The organism is Variovorax sp. PBS-H4 (assembly GCF_901827205.1).
Classification (GTDB): Bacteria; Pseudomonadota; Gammaproteobacteria; order Burkholderiales; family Burkholderiaceae_C; genus Variovorax.
The window spans coordinates 67,503-83,291 of sequence record NZ_LR594675.1 but is presented as its reverse complement, the minus strand read 5'-3'; the positions used below and the strand labels follow the sequence as shown (position 1 = coordinate 83,291).

The following is a 15,789-nucleotide window of genomic DNA, read 5'->3' as shown; positions in this document are numbered from 1 at the left end:
GATCGACATCCATTTGCCGCTGTGTTCAGGCGGCCACTGCGAGCAGCCCGCTTTCAAACTGCCGAACCTGCGCTCGCATTCCCTTCACGATGCGCGTCCAGACCTTCCTCGGAAATGAAGCCGGAAGCCGCGCCTCGACCTTCGCAATCGCGGGCTCCACCTCCCGGACCATCGCATTCATGGCCCCCCACACAGCCTCTCCACCGTTCTTCATCGCCAAGCCGTGCCAGTGCCTTGCCTGAATCGTATGAAGTGCGTAGTGGGCGTTCTTGGCGCGAAGCGCCATGGCAAGCCCCGCACTGCGCCATCGAAACTGATCGGGCCTGTCCCCGACATACGGCCACACCGAGATCACGTCATAGAGCGGTGTCATCGCGTACGCATCTCCCTGCCCGAGAAAGATCGAGTAGTTCTTCGCATGTCCATCGGTCGCAGCCAGCAACCAGAATGCCAGTTGAGTCAGCTGGAACGCGAGCCGGTCCACTTGCGCATCGGCGCTGCCGGCCAGCAGCTTCAGGCAGGCTTCCATGCCGGGCCCGCCATCTTTTTCGTATTTTTTTTCGGCGGCATATCCCAGCGCCTGGCAGAAGTCTTCCTGAGGCAATCGCGCGATCCACTTGCCACCGTCGGCCCACGCACGATCGAAACGTTCGACAACCAGCACCTTCCGGCCGTCGAACTCCACGATCTCGCAGGGCGCGACGGGCAGCCCCAGCTCGCGGACCAGCTGCGCGCAGAGCCATTCGTTCTCGATGGAATCGGACAGGTCGACGCGCCGCGATCCACCCACCAGCCCCAGTGGCAGCTTGAAGATGTGCGTGGTCGGCGTGGCGCCGTGCGGCCGGCACCATCGCTTGTCGATGCGCGTCAGCGCCGTCTTCTCGTGGGCACCCGCAAGCGAGATGCGGAACAGGTCTTCATCGTCCACGGCCTGGCCCAGCGGCGTGTCTGAAGGCACGGCATCGAGCAACCGGCGCACTTGCGCATCGCTCAACGGCTCGCATTCGATCCGGTCCCAGCCCAGCGGCGCCATGCCTTCGGGCAGCCGAGGGCGGTGCTCACCAGGAGCCCTTCTTCGGCGGGATGACGAGGGTCGGGGTCTGCGCGCGGGCCGAGGGTCGTTTGCCGGTCGCCTTCACCAAGGTCTTCACTGGCGGCTGCTGGGCCGGCACGGCTGAGGACGCGGCACTTTCAGTGAGTTCGCGCAGAACAAGGGTTGCGCCGAGCGCGGAGAGTACCTGGACCAATTGGTCAACGCTGATCAAGCCCGGCTTCGCCTCGATCTCTGCGATGCGCGCCTGGCCGAGGCCCAGACGCTGCCCGAGCTGGGCCTGGGTGAGCCCGCGCTGCTTGCGAAGGGCCTGAAGGTGCGGTTTGAGTTGGTCGGTGAGCCGGATGGCGTAGTCCATGGGCGTGCGTGTTTATCGGCCTTGGCCAGTAAACGCACTTTATCGCCCTGGAGCGATAAATGCAAGATACTGGTCAAGGGCGATACAACCGTACGCCCCAGGGTTCAAGCCGCGCACTGCCGCGCTGCTTCCACGATCTCTTCCTCCGAAGGCATCTTCCCGAGCCCTGCCAGCCCCTCCGTCGCGCACTCCACGTAGGCCCACCGCACCCGCCCCGTGCGGTCGATCATGAACAGGCCCTTGAGCTGCGGCCACTGCTTCTCGACATCGTGCTGGTCGGCCGGCGTGTACTGGTAGCCATCCTTCTCCTGCAGCACCTTGCCGACCTGCGAGATCGGCAGCGGCTCGGGCAGGTCGCCGAAGGGGTTGATGCGCACGGTGTCCAACGCCTCCATCATGGCCGGCGTGGGCTCCGGCTTGGGCAGGCCGTAGGCGCGGTGGGTGGAAAGATCGGGGTCGGCAGCCAGCGGGACCTTGGTTGGCCTGAACCTGAAGTACAGCCGCGCGTTCTCCGGCGCCGTGGCAACCACCGCCAGGCTCTCGACGCCGATGCCCTTGAGCCTGTCCTCGAAGGTGCCGAGCTGCGCCAGCTGGCGGCGGCAAAAGGGGCACCACAGTCCCAGCATCAAGGACAGAAACAGCGGGCTGCGGCCGCGGTAGTCGTCGAGCGAGATGACGCCGGAGCCGGCGACGGCCGGGAGGGCGAAGTTCGGCGCCAGTTCGCCGGGCGCCACGGGATGCATCGTCGAGTTCATTGAAGCGACTCCTTCCTGCAGAGTGATCAGCAAAGGAACGGAAGCACGACGAGCGCATCGGGATCGAGGCCCGCGCGATCGCAGATGTCCCGGGCGAGCCCCATGTAACGCTCGGCCTGCACACCATCATCGGCATCGAGGTAGAGGGTTGCAAGCCCTTCGTAGCAAGGAAAGAGTAACTGTGGCTCGTCGCTCTTCTCGGCCAGGGCCAGGGCCTCCTGGTAGTGCCGCAGCGCGCGGGCCGATTCGCCGTGGCACTGGTAGATCTGGGCCAGCACGACCAGCGAGACGGCCAGGTGGTCGAGCTGGCCGGTGCTGCGGTCGATTTCGATGGCGGCATGGGCGGCGCCCACGCCGCGCTCGTCGCAGCGGCTGGTCAGGGTGCAGTAGGCGACGGCGAGGTTGGCCGACAGGCGCGACTGCAGGCCCAGGTCGCCGATGCGCCGGGCCGTCTCCAGGCCGCGCTCGCAGGCCTCGATGGCGCGCTGAGGGTGGCTGGAGCTGTAGAGCACGCCCAGGTTGCACAGCCCGCGGCATTCGGCCTGCGGCAGGTCGGCCTCGCGGGCGACCGCAACGCTGCGCTCCAGCTGGGTGACGGCCTCGTCGAGCCGGTCGAGCCGCGCCAGCGCCACGCCCTGGGTGTTGAGCGCGAGCGCGGCGGCGGTGCGCGCGTTGCGGCGCTCTTCCTCATTCATGGCCGGCCCGGCGTCGAGCGTTTCCAGGTGGGCAAGCGCGCGCTGGGTCCATTCGAGGGCGCCGCGGTTGTCGGCATCGCGAAAGAGCAGCTCGCCCATCCGCTGGTAGAGCCAGGCGCGCTCGATGTGCGGCGCCTCGCCTTCGACGAGCGCGAGCCCGGTGGCCAGGCACTGGCGGGCCTCGGCGCGCTCGCCGGCCTCCCAGCGCAGGGCGGCGATCTTGCCGAGGAGGCGGGCCTCGGCCATGCGGTCGCCGCGCTGCGCCCGGCCCTCGCGGGCGGCCGCCAGGTGCTGGGTGGCCTCGGCAATGCGGCCGGCGGGCGCGAGCACGTCAGCCAGGCGTTCGCGCACCACCAGGTGCTGCTCGTCCGCGCCCTCGCCGGGAGCCAGGGTCTCCAGCGCGAGCGTGTAGTCGCGGATGGCGTCTGCATTGGCGTAGGTGCCGCGGGCCCAGTCGCCGGCGGCGTTCAGGTAGTGCGCGCCGCGCGCCTTGTCGGCGCCCAGGCGGAAATGGTGGGCCAGGGCCTGCAGTTCCTCGAGCCGCCGGGGCGCCCCGCCGCAGCGCCGCTCCAGCGCCTCGGCGATGCGGGTGTGCAGCTCGCTGCGGCGGCGCAGCAGCAGGCTCTGGTAGGCGACCTCCTGGACCAGGCCCTGGCGAAAGCGGAACTCCCGGCCGTCCTCGGCGGGCAGGGCCGCAAGCAGGCCGGACTCGACCAGGGCATCCAGCGCGTGCGGCACGGATTCGGGCGCGCTCGCCACGTCGCGCAGCAGGGCCTCGTCGAACTCGGGGCCGATGACGGCGGCTTCGCGCAAGACGGCGCGCACAGACGCGGCGAGGCGGTCGATGCGGCCGAGCAGCAAGCCGTTGATGGTCTGCGGCACCTGCACGGTGGCGGTGCCGGAGCTGTAGATCCAACGCCCCTGCGACCGTGACAGCAGGCCATCGGCGATGAGCGCGCGCGCCATCTCTTCGAGGAAGAGCGGATTGCCGCCGGCATGCTCGACGATGCGCTGCCGCAGGGCACCCGGCAGGGTGCGCGGGCCGAAGAGCGAATCGAGCATGGCGTCGCTGTGGCGCGCCGACAGCGGCTCGAGGCGCAGCACGGTCTGCGCCGCCGCGCCTGCGGCCCAGGCTTCCAGGGCGGGCGCCGGGCGCTGCGTGACCAGCAGCATGAAGGGGCGGTCGCGCAGCCGCTCCAGCAGGAATCGCAGCAGCTCCAGGGAAGCGGCATCGGTCCAATGCAGGTCCTCAGCGATCATGACCACGGGGACTTGCTGCAGCTGGCGCTCGAGCACCGCGTGGACAGCGAAGAAGATCTGCTGCTTGAGTTGTTCCGGGTCGAGGTAACGGGTGTGCGCGTCTTCGTCTTCCAGGCCGAGCACATGCCCCAGGCAGGCGCCGAGCGCCTGCATCTCGGCTTCGGACAGGCCGAGGGCGGCGAGCGCCGCTGCGATCTTCTGCCGGGCCGTGGCGTCTGCGTCGCTCGTGTCCAGGCCCCAGGCGTCGCGCAGCAGCGCCGCCGGCACGCCGTAGGCGCGCTCGCCGAGGGGGGAGCAGGCGGCGCGGCGCAGGGCCACATCTTCCAGCCCGCCGTGCACCCGCAGGCGATCCAGGAACTCCGAGAGCAGCCGGGTCTTGCCGCTGCCGGCCTCGGCAACGATGCGCACGAGTTCTCCCCGCCCCGCGTGCATCCGCTCGAAGGCCAGGCCCAGTGCGTTCATTTCCGATTCACGGCCGACCAGCTCGCTGGTGAGCCCGTGCACCTGCAGGCCGCGCGTCGGCTCCGGGGCATGCAGCGCAGCCTCGAGCTGGTAGGCGGCCATCGGCTGGGCGATTCCCTTGAGCGTCAGCTCGCCCAGCGGCTCGAAGCCGAAGGCGTGCCGGGTGAGCTGCCAGGTCGCATGGCTGACCACGGTCTGGCCCGGGCCGGCGGCGCTCTGGAGGCGCGACGCGGCGTTGACCGTGTCGCCGGTGACCGCGTAGGCGGCATCGCCTTCCGAGCCCAGGTGGCCCGCGACCACCGCGCCGGTGTGGATGCCGATGTGCAGGGCCAGCGGCCGGCCGGTGCGCGCCCGCCAGCGCTCGCCGAGTGCCCCGGCCCTGCGGTGCAGCAGCAGCGCGGCGCGCAGCGCGCGTTCGGGGTCTTCCTCGTGCGCGACCGGTGCGCCGAAGACGGCCATGACCGCGTCGCCGACGAACTTCTCGACGAAGCCGTCGAAGCGGCGGATGGTGGAGGCCATCTGGTCGAAGAGCTCGGTCTGCAGCGAGCGCAGGTCTTCGGCATCCATCGTGCCGGCCAGCTCGGTGAAGCCCGACAGGTCCGCGAACATCACGGTGACCATGCGGCGGTCGGAATCCGGCGCGGGCGGCGGCGGTGCGGCGACGAGCCGCGTCCCGCACTTCGGGCAGAAGGCGAAGTCGCGGTCGACGTCGTATCCACATGAGGGACAGGCCATGGCGCGGCCATGGTACTGCGCGACGCCGGTCAGGGCTGACGGCGTGTGGCGGATGTCAGACGGCCGCAGGGGCGGTTGGGTGCTCCTGAAGAGGCCGCCGGGGAGGCACGCCGCGTGTTGTCACGAGCGGCGGGGCGCTTCGGGAGTCTTCCCTGGCTGCGCCTCGAGCGGGATCAGCCCGCCTCGGCCAGCGCGTCGGCCAGTGCATCGACCAGCCGATCGATGTCCGCCTTCTCCGCAATGAAGGGCGGCGCCAGCTGGATCGTGTCGCCGCCGTAGCGCACGTAGAAGCCCTTCTTCCAGCAAGCCATCGCGATCTCGTAGGGCCGGCGCGCCGGCTCGCCGGGCAGCGAGGCGATCGTCAGGCCTGCGGCCAGGCCGTAGTTGCGGATGTCGGCCACATGCTTGCTGCCCTTGAGGCTGTGCACTGCGGCCTCGAAATGCGGCGCGAGCGCCTGCACCCGGCCGACCATGTCTTCCTTGACCAGCACGTCCAGCGCAGCAATGCCTGCGGCGCAGGCCACCGGGTGCGCCGAGTAGGTGTAGCCATGCGCGAACTCCAGCATGTAGTCGGGACCGCCGGCGGCCATGAAGGTGTCGTAGATCTCCTTGCTCGCGATCACGGCGCCCAGCGGCTGGGTGCCGTTGGTGACCTGCTTGGCGACGTTCATGATGTCCGGCGTCACGCCGAAGGCCTCGGCGCCGGTCATGGCGGCGGCGCGGCCGAAGCCGGTGATGACCTCGTCGAAGATCAGCAGGATGTTGTTCGCGGTGCAGATCTCGCGCAGGCGCTTCAGGTAGCCCTTGGGCGGGATCACGACGCCGGCCGAGCCCGCGAAGGGCTCGACGATCACGGCCGCGATGTTGCTCGCGTCGTGCAGCGCGATCAGGTCCAGCAGGCGGTCGGCCAGCTCGGCGCCCTGCTCGGGCTCGCCGCGCGAGAAGGCGTTCGTGGCGAGCTGCGTGTGCGGCAGGTGATCTGCCTCCAGGCCCTGGCCGAAGGTCTTGCGATTGCCGGCGATGCCGCCGACCGAGATGCCGCCGAAGTTGACACCGTGGTAGCCCTTCTCGCGGCCGATCAACCGCGTCTTGCCCGCCAGGCCCTTGGTGCGCCAGTAGGCGCGCGCCATCTTGAGCGAGGTGTCTGCGGCCTCGGAGCCGGAGCCGGCGAAGAACACGTAGTCGAGGCCTTTCGGCGTGAGCTCGCGCAGCCGGTTGGCGAGCTCGAAGGACAGCGGGTGGCCGAACTGGAAGGCGGGCGAGTAGTCCAGCGTCGCAACCTGGCGGCTCACCGCCTCGGTGATCTCCGGCCGGCCATGGCCCAGGCCGCAGCACCAGAGCCCCGACAGGCCGTCGAAGATCTTGCGGCCGTTGCTGTCCGTGAAATACAGGCCCTTGGCCTCGACGATCAGCCGCGGGTCGGCCTTGAACTGGCGGTTGGCGGTGAAGGGCATCCAGTGGGCGTCCAGCCAGGCGGCGTCGGTGCGGACCGTGGGGGCATGGGCGGGCGTGTCGGCGGCGAGATGGGTCATGGCAGGAGGCGCGGGGCGCGCGCGGCGGTGGGAGGTGGCATTGATTCTGAGCAGGCCGGATACTTCGTCCAATGTTGAAATATCCACGTTCACTTGCTCATTCATGAAAGTAAAGACGCCCTCCTCTGCCAGCCCTTCCACCGCGCCCGGCCCATCCCGTCCCGGTCAGCTCGGCCAGCTCGGCGAATCGGACCTGCGCATGCTCAAGGTGTTCAAGGCCGTCGCCGACTGCGGCGGCATGGCGGCGGCCGAGCTGGAACTCAACGTCGGCACCTCCACCATCAGCCGGCAGATCAAGGACCTGGAGACGCGCCTCGGCCTCACGCTGTGCCGGCGCGGGCGCGCCGGCTTCGCGCTGACGGTCGAAGGCCAGCGCATCTACGAGGAGACGATGCGCCTGCTGAGCGCGGTGGACGCCTTTCGAAGCGGCGTGGACGACATCCACCAGCGCATGGGCGGGCAGCTGGAGATCGGGCTGTTCGACAAGACAGCCACCAACCCGAAGGCGCGCGTCGGCGAAGCCATCGCCGCCTTCGTCGAACGCGCGCCCGAGGTGGCGCTGCAAATACAGATCGGCACCATCAACGCCATCGAGCGGCAACTGATCGACGGCAGCCTTCACGTGGGCGTCATCCCGGCGCACCGGCGCTCGGAGAGCCTGGCCTACGACCTGTTGTTCGACGAGACGATGCTGCTGTATTGCGGCGCTGGCCATCCGCTCTTCACGGGCCGCAACGCCGGGCTCGACTGGAAGGGCCTGCGCGCGCACCGTTTCGCGGGGCTGGGCTACCACTCGCCCAACATGGAGGCCAGCCACCGTGCCGGGCTCAAGCGCGCCGCCACGGGGCTGGATCAGGAGGCGATCGCCACGCTGATCCTGTCGGGCCGCTTCCTGGGCTTCTTGCCCGACCACTACGGGCGCATCTTCGAGGTCGGCGGTCGCATGCGGCCGGTGCGCAAGTCGATGTTCCGCTACGACTGCGGCTTCGTCTGCGTGATGCGTCGCTCGCCGGCGCCCTCGCGCGCGGCGCTGGCCTTCAGGGACGCGCTGCTGCAGGCGCACGGCGTGGCCTGAGCGGCGCGGCGTGCGCGCGCGGCGTCGATCTCAGAAGCGCGGCGGATCGGAGTCGCGTTCGGGGTGACGGTGGCGCGCGACCGCGGCGATGAAGTCCGCCGCCATGTCTGCCCCAGCACCGGCGAAGAGGATGCCCGGATCAGGCTCGCCCGTGGGCAGCGTGGCCGGCATGCCCAGCTTGTCCGTCAGCGCCTTCGAGGCACCCAGCACCAGCAGCGTCTTGCAGTGGCGGTAGGTGTTGACCACGAATTCGCTGGTCTGTCCGACGCGTGCCAGCAACTCGACACCCGCTGCCCCATCAGGCAGCACGACGGCGTCGAACAGCACGGGCGGCGTGTTCTCGAGCGAGGCATCGGCATCGAGCGTACCCCCCTCGGCCGTGCGCACCGGCCCGATGCGCGGCGCGACGATGCGCGCGATCGCGCCCGCCTCGACGAGGGCGGCCTGCAGCGCCTCGATCGAGGCGCCGTCCACGCCATCGGCCGCCAGCAGCGCGATCTTGCGCGTGCGGATTCCGCCATCGCCGGGCCGTGCCGTGAGCGACAGCGCAGGCGAGCTTGCGACCTCGGACGCCTGCGGCTGTTCCACGGCCCGCGGCATGGGCGCGGGCACGGCGATGCCGAGGCCCTCCGCCACGCGCCCGGCGAGTTCCGGTGCCACGTTGGCCAGGCTGGAGACCATGCGCTCCCGGATCGCCGGCACGGTGCACTTGGACAGCTCGAAGCGGAAGGCGCCCACGATGTGCGCCTTTTCCCACTCGGTCTGGCTGTTCCAGAACAGCGTGGCCTGCTGGTAGTGCTCGGCGAACTTCTCCGGCTTGCCGCGCAGCTTGTCGCCCTGCATCGGCTCCGGGAACGAGACGAAACCCTTGGCCCCGGCCTGGAACGGGCAGCCGCCGGCCAGCGAATTGGGCTCGTACGCCACGCGTCCGCGGTGCAGGGCCTGGCGCTTGATGCCGTCGCGCTGGTTGTTGTGCACCGGCACGACGGGCGAGTTGATCGGGATCTCGTGGAAGTTGGCGCCGCCCAGGCGCAGGATCTGCGTGTCCTTGTAGGAATGGATGCGGCCTGCCAGCAGCGGGTCGTTGCTGAAGTCGATGCCCGGCACCACGTGCGCGGTGCAGAAAGCCACCTGCTCGGTTTCGGCGAAGAAGTTGTCGGGATTGCGGTCGAGCACCAGGCGCCCGACGATGCGCACCGGCACCAGTTCTTCCGGAACGATCTTGGTGGCGTCGAGGATGTCGAAGCTCCAGTTGGCGGCCTCCTGCTCGGTGAAGATCTGCAGGCCCAGCTCCCACTCCGGGTACTCGCCGGCCTCGATGGCTTCCCACAGGTCGCGGCGGTGGAAGTCGGCATCGGCGCCCTGGATCTTGGCGGCCTCTTCCCACACCAGCGAGTGCGTGCCGAGCTTCGGCTTCCAGTGGAACTTGACGAAGCGGCTCTCGCCCGCCGCATTCACCATCCGGAAGCTGTGCACGCCGAAGCCTTCCATCATGCGATAGCTGCGCGGAATGGCGCGGTCGCTCATGGTCCACATCATCATGTGCGTGGACTCGGGCGACAGCGAGATGAAGTCGTAGAACGTGTCGTGTGCGCTGGCCGCCTGCGGCATGGCGTGGTGCGGCTCCGGCTTGACGGAGTGCACGAGGTCGGGGAACTTCATCGCGTCCTGGATGAAGAAGACCGGGATGTTGTTGCCCACCAGGTCCCAGTTACCTTCGTCGGTATAGAACTTCACCGCAAAGCCGCGCACGTCACGCGCGGTGTCGACCGAGCCGCGCTCGCCGGCAACGGTCGAGAAGCGCACGAAGACCGGCGTGACCTTGCCCTTTTCCTGGAACGGGGCGGCGCGCGTGAGGTCCGTGAGCGACTCGTAGGCCTCGAAGTGGCCATGGGCGCCCGAGCCGCGCGCGTGCACGATGCGCTCGGGGATGCGCTCGTGGTCGAAGTTGGTGATCTTCTCGCGCAGGATGAAGTCTTCGAGCAGCGCCGGCCCGCGAAGCCCCGCCTTCAACGAGTTCTGGTTGTCGGCGATGGGCACGCCCTGGTTGGTGGTGAGCACCTGCCCCGTCGAATCGACGCGCACGCGGTCGAGCGAGCCGGCGGTGCGGTTCTCGCCGGGCGCGGCGCCCTTGCCGGTCTTGGGCGAGACATTCGCCTCGCTCAATGTGCTCGCGCCGGCCTGCGCGGACGGTGGCTTCGTCGTGGTGCCTTCGGGCGGCACCACGGCGTTTTCCCGCCCGGCATCGAGCATCTTGTTCGGGTTGTACGGCATGGCAGCAGCCATGGCGTTCGACTCTGCGGCGTGGGCAGCGAGCGCATCGTCGCCGGCGCTCTGCACACGCGCAGGGCCACTGGCGGTGTTTCGCGCAGCGGACTTGGCCGCAGTCTTTCCGGCAGCGGCGCCGGCGGGGGTTTTTCTGGAGGTCGGCATCAGATGGTTCCTGGTTGTGTGCGTGGGGACCGCGATTCGAGTCCATGGATGAGCTCGACGATGTCAGCGGTGACCGCGTCGGCAGTGCGGCAACTCCCTCGCGCTGCACGGAATGCGATGGCAGACTGTTACGAATGCCTGGAGCCAACCTGTCCGAGGAGCCGATGATGAACATGCTCGAAATGCCCGAAGCACAACGCACCGAGCTGCAAGGCCGCAGCGCCCTGGCCATCGATGGACGCGGCCAGGAAGTGCTGCTCGGCATGGATGCGGAGGAGTCGCGCTTCTACATTGCCTGCATGCAACAGACGCCTGCAAGGCTCGCACAACGCGATCGCTACGCGGAGCTGAAGGTACGGCACGAAGCCGCCCGCCTCAAGCTCGCCTCCGTGGACGACGAGAGCACCGGCGACGAGGCCGGCCCGCCTCATCTCACGCACAAGTTCTGAGCTTTCGCAGAGGGGCGCGTGCGAGTTCTCCCACGGCCGCTTTCGCGGCACCCTGACATCGCCGCACCGCGCGTTCGCTACCTTGAGGGCAGTCGCTCCTCCAGGAACCTTCGATGCCAAGACATGCCGTCCCCCGCCGTCCGGAAATGCACCGGCCGCAGCGCGACCCGGACTCCGAGCGGTGGCGCGACGAATACATGCGCCGGTTCGAAGAAGAACACGGCGAGCGGCGCACGCTCCGACCGCACGCGGGCCCTGCCGACGTTGGAGAGCAGCCGCAGAGTCCCGGCGCCAAGCCTCTGCGCAAGACGCAACAGCAGCAGCACTGAAGCTTGCCGTCCGCGCCGGCACGGTCGAAGCCTGCTACTCGACGTAGCGCCGCAAGCCTTCGAGGTCGACCACGGTGATGCCGCCGTACTCGATGTGCAGCAGCCCCGCCTCGCGCAGCCGGCTGAGCGCTGCGTTGCAGCGCTGGCGCGACAGGCCCGAGAGGTTGGCGATTTCCTCCTGCGAGGTCTGCAGGTGCACGTCGCTGCCTGGGTGCAGCCAGGGGTGGAACAGCCCCGCCAGTGCCCGCGCCACCTGGCTGTCGGCGTCGAGCAGCCGGTGCGCCGCGTAGTTGCCCATGAACCAGTGCAGCCGCTCGTTGAGTTGGCGCAGCAGGAAGTGGTTGAAGCTCAGCTGCGTCTGGTGCAGCCACTCGAAGGTCTCTACCGGAAGGCGCGCCACGCGGCTGTCGCGCAGCGCGACGATATCGGCCGAGCGCGGCAGCGCGCGCAGCAGCGTGCCCTCGCCGAACCAGCTGCCGACCGAGAGGCCGCCCAGTGTGACGGTGCGCCCGTCGTCGGCGGTGACGGACCACTTGAGCAGCCCTTCGAGCGTGCCATACCAGTGCAGCGGCGTGTCGCCGCGCCGGCACAGCGCGCTGCCGGCGGCCACAGGCAGCTCGCGCATTTCGTCCAGCACTCGCGCCTGGGCCGCGGCGTCGAGCAGCGGGAACCAGCCCGAGCGCTGCAGCAGGTCGGGGATGGAAAGAGAGGCGCCCTGTCTGCGGCTCGGCTTGTTGTGCATCGACGCTCCTGCCGCGTAAACCCTGACACCAAATGTCGTCGCGATGACTGTGGGCTCGGCGGCGGCCAAAAATAATAGCGCGCTCATCCAAGGAGACCGATCGATGTCCAAGCGCAAGGTGATCGTGACCATCGCCCCCACGGGCGGCATGGCGCACAAATCGCAGAACCCCCATCTTCCCACCCAGCCGGCCGAGATCGCCGCCGACGTGGTGCGCTGCTGGAAGGCCGGCGCCAGCGTGGCCGCGATCCACGCGCGGCGGCCGGACGACGGCGCGACCTGCGACGCGGCGGTGTACCGCGAGATCAACCAGCGCATCCGCGATGCCGGCTGCGACATCGTGATCAACAACTCCACCGGCGGCGGCGTGCATGGCGACATGGTCAAGCCGCTGCCGGGCGGGCGCTGGGAGATCGCCTTCGAGGAGCGCGTGAAGGGCATGGATGCGGGCGCCGAGATGTGCACGCTGGACGCGACCACGCTCAACCTGAGCTTCGAGGGCCGCGAGATCCTGATGGACACGCCGCTCGGCAAGGGCCGCGAACTCGCCGCCGGCATGAAGGCACGCGGCATCAAGCCCGAGTGGGAGGTGTTCAGCCCCACCCACATCCTGCAGGACACGACCACGCTGATCAACGAAGGGCTCGACGAGGCGCCCTACTTCATCAACCTGGTGATGAACGTGCACCGCAACTTCCAGAACGCGATGCCCTTCTCGCCGCGCCACCTGCAGATGATGGTCGACACGCTGCCCAAGGGCGCGATCTTCGGCGTCAGCGGCATCGGGCCCTCGCAGCTGGAGGCCAACATCAGTGCCCTGCTGCTGGGCGGCCATGCGCGCGTGGGGCTGGAGGACAACCTCTACTACCGGCATGGCGAGCTCGCCACCAACCTGCAGCTGACCGAGCGGATCGTGCGCGTCCTGCACGAGATGGACCTGGAACCCGCCACGCCGGCCGAGGCGCGCGACATGATGGGCCTGCCGCGCATGGGTCTGCCCAAGCCCGAGTTCGCGCCGTGAGCGGGGTCGCCATTGCACGCGTCGCGGTGGTCGGCACCGGCGTGATCGGCGCCAGCTGGGCCGCCTGGTTCCTCGCGCAGGGGCTGGATGTCGATGCCACCGACCCTTCGCCGGGCGCCGAGGCGCGGCTGCGCGAGGCCGTGGCGCAGCACTGGCCCACGCTCGAGCGCTCCGGGCTGGCCGAGGGCGCCTCCACCGCGCGGCTGCGCTTCCATGCGTCGCTGGAAGACGCGGTGCGCGAAGCCGACTTCGTGCAGGAAAACGGCCCCGAGCGCATGGACTTCAAGATCGAGTTGTTCCGGCGCATGGACGCCGTGGCGCCGCCGCACGCCATCCTGGCTTCCAGCTCGTCGGGGCTGACGGTCAGCGGCATTCAGTCAGGCTGCGCGCACCCGGAGCGCGTGGTGCTGGGGCACCCGTTCAATCCGCCGCACCTGATCCCGCTGGTGGAAGTGATCGGCGGCGAGCGCACCTCGGCCGATGTCGTGGAGCGCACGATGGCCTTCTATGCCGGCATCGGCAAGCGGCCGATCCACGTGAAGCGCGAGGTCAAGGGCCACATCGCCAACCGGCTGCAGGCGGCGCTCTGGCGCGAGGCTTTCCACCTGGTCGAGCAGGGCGTGGCGTCGGTGGCCGACATCGACGCCGCGATCTCTCAGGGGCCCGGGCTGCGCTGGGCCGTGATGGGGCCTTTCATGAACCTGCACCTCTCGGGTGGCGCCGGCGGCATCGCGCATGTGCTGGCGCACCTCGGCGGGCCGATCGAGGACTGGTGGCACGACCTCGGTTCGCCGTCCATGACGCCGGAACTCAGGCAGCGGGTCGCCGAAGGCGTTGCCGCGGAACTCGGCGAGCGCCGGACCAGCGAGCTCGAACGCACGCGCGACACCTTGCTGCTGGACCTGATTCGCGCCAAGGCGGCCGCCGGCACACTGGAATAACAAAGCGGCCTTCGACCGCCAGGAGACAGCGATGAAAGCCACCGGCTTCCTCGACGACGAGACCCAGCTCGCCCCGCCCCGCACGGTCCGCATCGACTTCGACGACGGTTCCTTTGCGCTGCGCTCGCCCGTGGCGCTGCGGCCGTACGCCCGCTGCATCGGCGAATGGCTGGAGCGCTGGGCGCGCGAGACGCCCGCCGCACTTGCGCTGGCCGAGCGCGACGAGAGCAGCGAAGGCTGGCGCAAGCTGGACTACCGCGCGCTGCGCCATGCCGTCGGCGCGGTAGCGCAAGGCCTGCTCGACCTGGGCGTGCCGCAGGATCGGCCGGTGGTGATCCTCTCGGACAACGCGATCGATCATGCGGTGCTGATGCTGGCCGCCATGCACATCGGCCGCACGGCCTGCTCGCTCTCCAGCGCCTACTCGCGCATGGCCAAGGACCCGTCGCGGCTGCACGGCATGCTGCAGGCGCTGGAGCCCGCGCTGATCTATGCCTCGGACGCGAAGGTTTACGGCGGCGTGCTGGCCGGCTGCGGCGTCGACGCCATCACCGTCTTCAGCCGCAACGCCGACGCGCATCCCGGCGCGCGCGCTTTCGACGAACTGCTGGCCACCGAAGAAACGCCGGCCGTGATGCAGGCCTTCGACGCCATCCTGCCCGACACCCACGCCAAGTATTTGCTGACCTCGGGCTCCACCGGCCGGCCCAAGGTGGTGATCAACACGCACCGCATGCTGTGCGCCAACCAGCAGATGATCGCGCAGACCTGGCGCTTCCTGGACCAGGAGCCGCCCGTGCTGGTGGACTGGCTGCCGTGGAGCCACACCTTCGGCGCGAACCACAACTTCAACATCGTGCTCAGCCGTGGAGGCGCGCTCTACATCGACGAAGGCCGGCCGGCGCCGGGCCTGATCGACAAGACGGTGCGCAACCTGCGCGAGGTGCGGCCCACCTTGCTGTTCAACGTGCCGCGCGGCTACGACATGCTGCTGCCCTTCCTCGAGGCCGACGAGGCGCTCGCGGCCGAGGTGCTGTCGCGCCTGCGGCTGTGCTTCTATGCCGCCGCGGCGCTCGCGCCCTCGACCTGGCAGCGGCTCGAGGCGGTGGCCAAGCGCGCGCGGCCGGCTGCGCCGCTGTGGCTCACGACCTCGTGGGGCGCGACCGAGACCTCGCCGGCCGTCACCTCGGCCCATTGGAAGCTCGACGGTGCCGGCTGCATCGGCGCGCCGCTGCCGGGGCTAGAGCTGAAGTTCGTGCCCAGCGGCGACAAGCTGGAGATGCGCGTCAAGGGCGTCTCCGTCTTTCCCGGCTACCGCAACGCGCCGCGCGAGACCGCGCAGGCCTTCGACGAAGAGGGCTACTACCGCATCGGCGACGCGGGCTATCTGGTCGATGCGCAGCGGCCGGAGTGCGGCGTGATGTTCAACGGCCGCGTGGCCGAGGACTTCAAGCTCTCAAGTGGCACCTGGGTGTCGGTGGGCACGCTGCGCGTGGAACTGGTGTCGCGGCTGGCGCCGCTGGTGCAGGACGTGGTGATCACCGGGCATGACCGCGATGCCGTCGGCATGCTGGTGTTCCCGAGCGCGCAAGCTGCACAGCGGCCACGCGAGGAACTGATGGCCGCATTGCGGCGCACGATGATCGCCCTGCGCGACGAGGGCGCGGGCTCCTCGCGATGCCCGGTGCGCGCGCTGGTGCTGGAATCGCCACCGGATATCGATGCGGGGGAGATCACCGACAAGGGGTATGTCAATCAGCGCGCGGTGCTGGTGCGGCGCGCGGTGGAGGTGGAGCGGGTGTATGGGGATGCGCAGGATGGGGAGGTCGTGCGAATCGATTGAGGCTCGGAACCTCCCCTCGTAGTCATCACATCGACCCTTGTTCTTCTTGAAAAGGGCCGGATTCTGCAGCGCACCTCCGCAATCGCGGCAGCGGCGTCAGAAAGCCTC

13 protein-coding genes are annotated in these 15,789 nt (G+C 69.3%); 6 read left to right on the top strand and 7 right to left on the bottom strand.

Going from position 1 to position 15,789, the window contains the following annotated elements; all coding sequences use genetic code 11:
- Positions 1–25 precede the first annotated feature (25 nt).
- The 5 genes from E5CHR_RS00395 to E5CHR_RS00375 form a co-directional block, all read right to left on the bottom strand.
- Positions 26–1,033, bottom strand: a complete 1,008-nt coding sequence (locus tag E5CHR_RS00395; protein WP_162577853.1) for a HipA domain-containing protein — start codon at positions 1,031–1,033, stop codon at positions 26–28.
- 25 nt (positions 1,034–1,058) lie between these two features.
- Positions 1,059–1,409 (bottom strand): helix-turn-helix domain-containing protein, encoded by a 351-nt coding sequence (locus E5CHR_RS00390; protein WP_162577852.1) that lies wholly within the window; start codon positions 1,407–1,409, stop codon positions 1,059–1,061.
- A 104-nt stretch (positions 1,410–1,513) separates the two neighbouring features.
- Positions 1,514–2,164 carry a redoxin domain-containing protein gene (locus E5CHR_RS00385; protein WP_162577851.1) on the bottom strand — a complete coding sequence of 217 codons (651 nt, stop codon included), beginning with the start codon at positions 2,162–2,164 and terminating at the stop codon, positions 1,514–1,516.
- A gap of 26 nt (positions 2,165–2,190) precedes the next feature.
- Positions 2,191–5,316: an adenylate/guanylate cyclase domain-containing protein gene (locus tag E5CHR_RS00380; RefSeq protein WP_162577850.1), complete on the bottom strand. Its 3,126-nt coding sequence runs from the start codon at positions 5,314–5,316 to the stop codon at positions 2,191–2,193.
- A gap of 173 nt (positions 5,317–5,489) precedes the next feature.
- Positions 5,490–6,848: an aspartate aminotransferase family protein gene (locus E5CHR_RS00375; protein WP_162577849.1), complete on the bottom strand. Its 1,359-nt coding sequence runs from the start codon at positions 6,846–6,848 to the stop codon at positions 5,490–5,492.
- 103 nt (positions 6,849–6,951) lie between these two features.
- Between E5CHR_RS00375 and E5CHR_RS00370 the strand changes: the two genes are divergently transcribed.
- Positions 6,952–7,923: a LysR family transcriptional regulator gene (locus E5CHR_RS00370; RefSeq protein WP_162577848.1), complete on the top strand. Its 972-nt coding sequence runs from the start codon at positions 6,952–6,954 to the stop codon at positions 7,921–7,923.
- Between the two features lie 30 nt (positions 7,924–7,953).
- On the opposite strand, the gene E5CHR_RS00365 is transcribed toward E5CHR_RS00370, so the two are convergent.
- Positions 7,954–10,356 (bottom strand): catalase, encoded by a 2,403-nt coding sequence (locus tag E5CHR_RS00365; protein ID WP_162577847.1) that lies wholly within the window; start codon positions 10,354–10,356, stop codon positions 7,954–7,956.
- 167 nt (positions 10,357–10,523) lie between these two features.
- Between E5CHR_RS00365 and E5CHR_RS00360 the strand changes: the two genes are divergently transcribed.
- Both E5CHR_RS00360 and E5CHR_RS00355 read left to right on the top strand, forming a co-directional pair.
- A complete protein-coding gene (locus E5CHR_RS00360; RefSeq protein ID WP_162577846.1) occupies positions 10,524–10,805 on the top strand; it encodes a hypothetical protein in 282 nt (93 codons plus the stop codon).
- A 113-nt stretch (positions 10,806–10,918) separates the two neighbouring features.
- Entirely contained in the window at positions 10,919–11,134 is a 216-nt protein-coding gene (locus tag E5CHR_RS00355; RefSeq protein WP_162577845.1) for a hypothetical protein, read from the top strand.
- 34 nt (positions 11,135–11,168) lie between these two features.
- On the opposite strand, the gene E5CHR_RS00350 is transcribed toward E5CHR_RS00355, so the two are convergent.
- Positions 11,169–11,876 carry a Crp/Fnr family transcriptional regulator gene (locus E5CHR_RS00350; protein ID WP_162577844.1) on the bottom strand — a complete coding sequence of 236 codons (708 nt, stop codon included), beginning with the start codon at positions 11,874–11,876 and terminating at the stop codon, positions 11,169–11,171.
- Positions 11,877–11,979: 103 nt separating this feature from the next.
- On the opposite strand from E5CHR_RS00350, the gene E5CHR_RS00345 reads away from it, so the two are divergent.
- From E5CHR_RS00345 to E5CHR_RS00335, 3 genes are read left to right on the top strand one after another with little or no spacing between them, the layout of a single operon-like run.
- Positions 11,980–12,897: a 3-keto-5-aminohexanoate cleavage protein gene (locus E5CHR_RS00345; protein ID WP_162577843.1), complete on the top strand. Its 918-nt coding sequence runs from the start codon at positions 11,980–11,982 to the stop codon at positions 12,895–12,897.
- A complete protein-coding gene (locus E5CHR_RS00340) occupies positions 12,894–13,838 on the top strand; it encodes a 3-hydroxyacyl-CoA dehydrogenase NAD-binding domain-containing protein (protein ID WP_162577842.1) in 945 nt (314 codons plus the stop codon). The genes E5CHR_RS00345 and E5CHR_RS00340 overlap by 4 nt, the downstream gene beginning before the upstream one ends.
- A 31-nt stretch (positions 13,839–13,869) precedes the next feature.
- Complete coding sequence (locus E5CHR_RS00335) at positions 13,870–15,681, top strand: feruloyl-CoA synthase (RefSeq protein ID WP_162577841.1); 1,812 nt, start codon at positions 13,870–13,872, stop codon at positions 15,679–15,681.
- Positions 15,682–15,789: the final 108 nt, after the last annotated feature.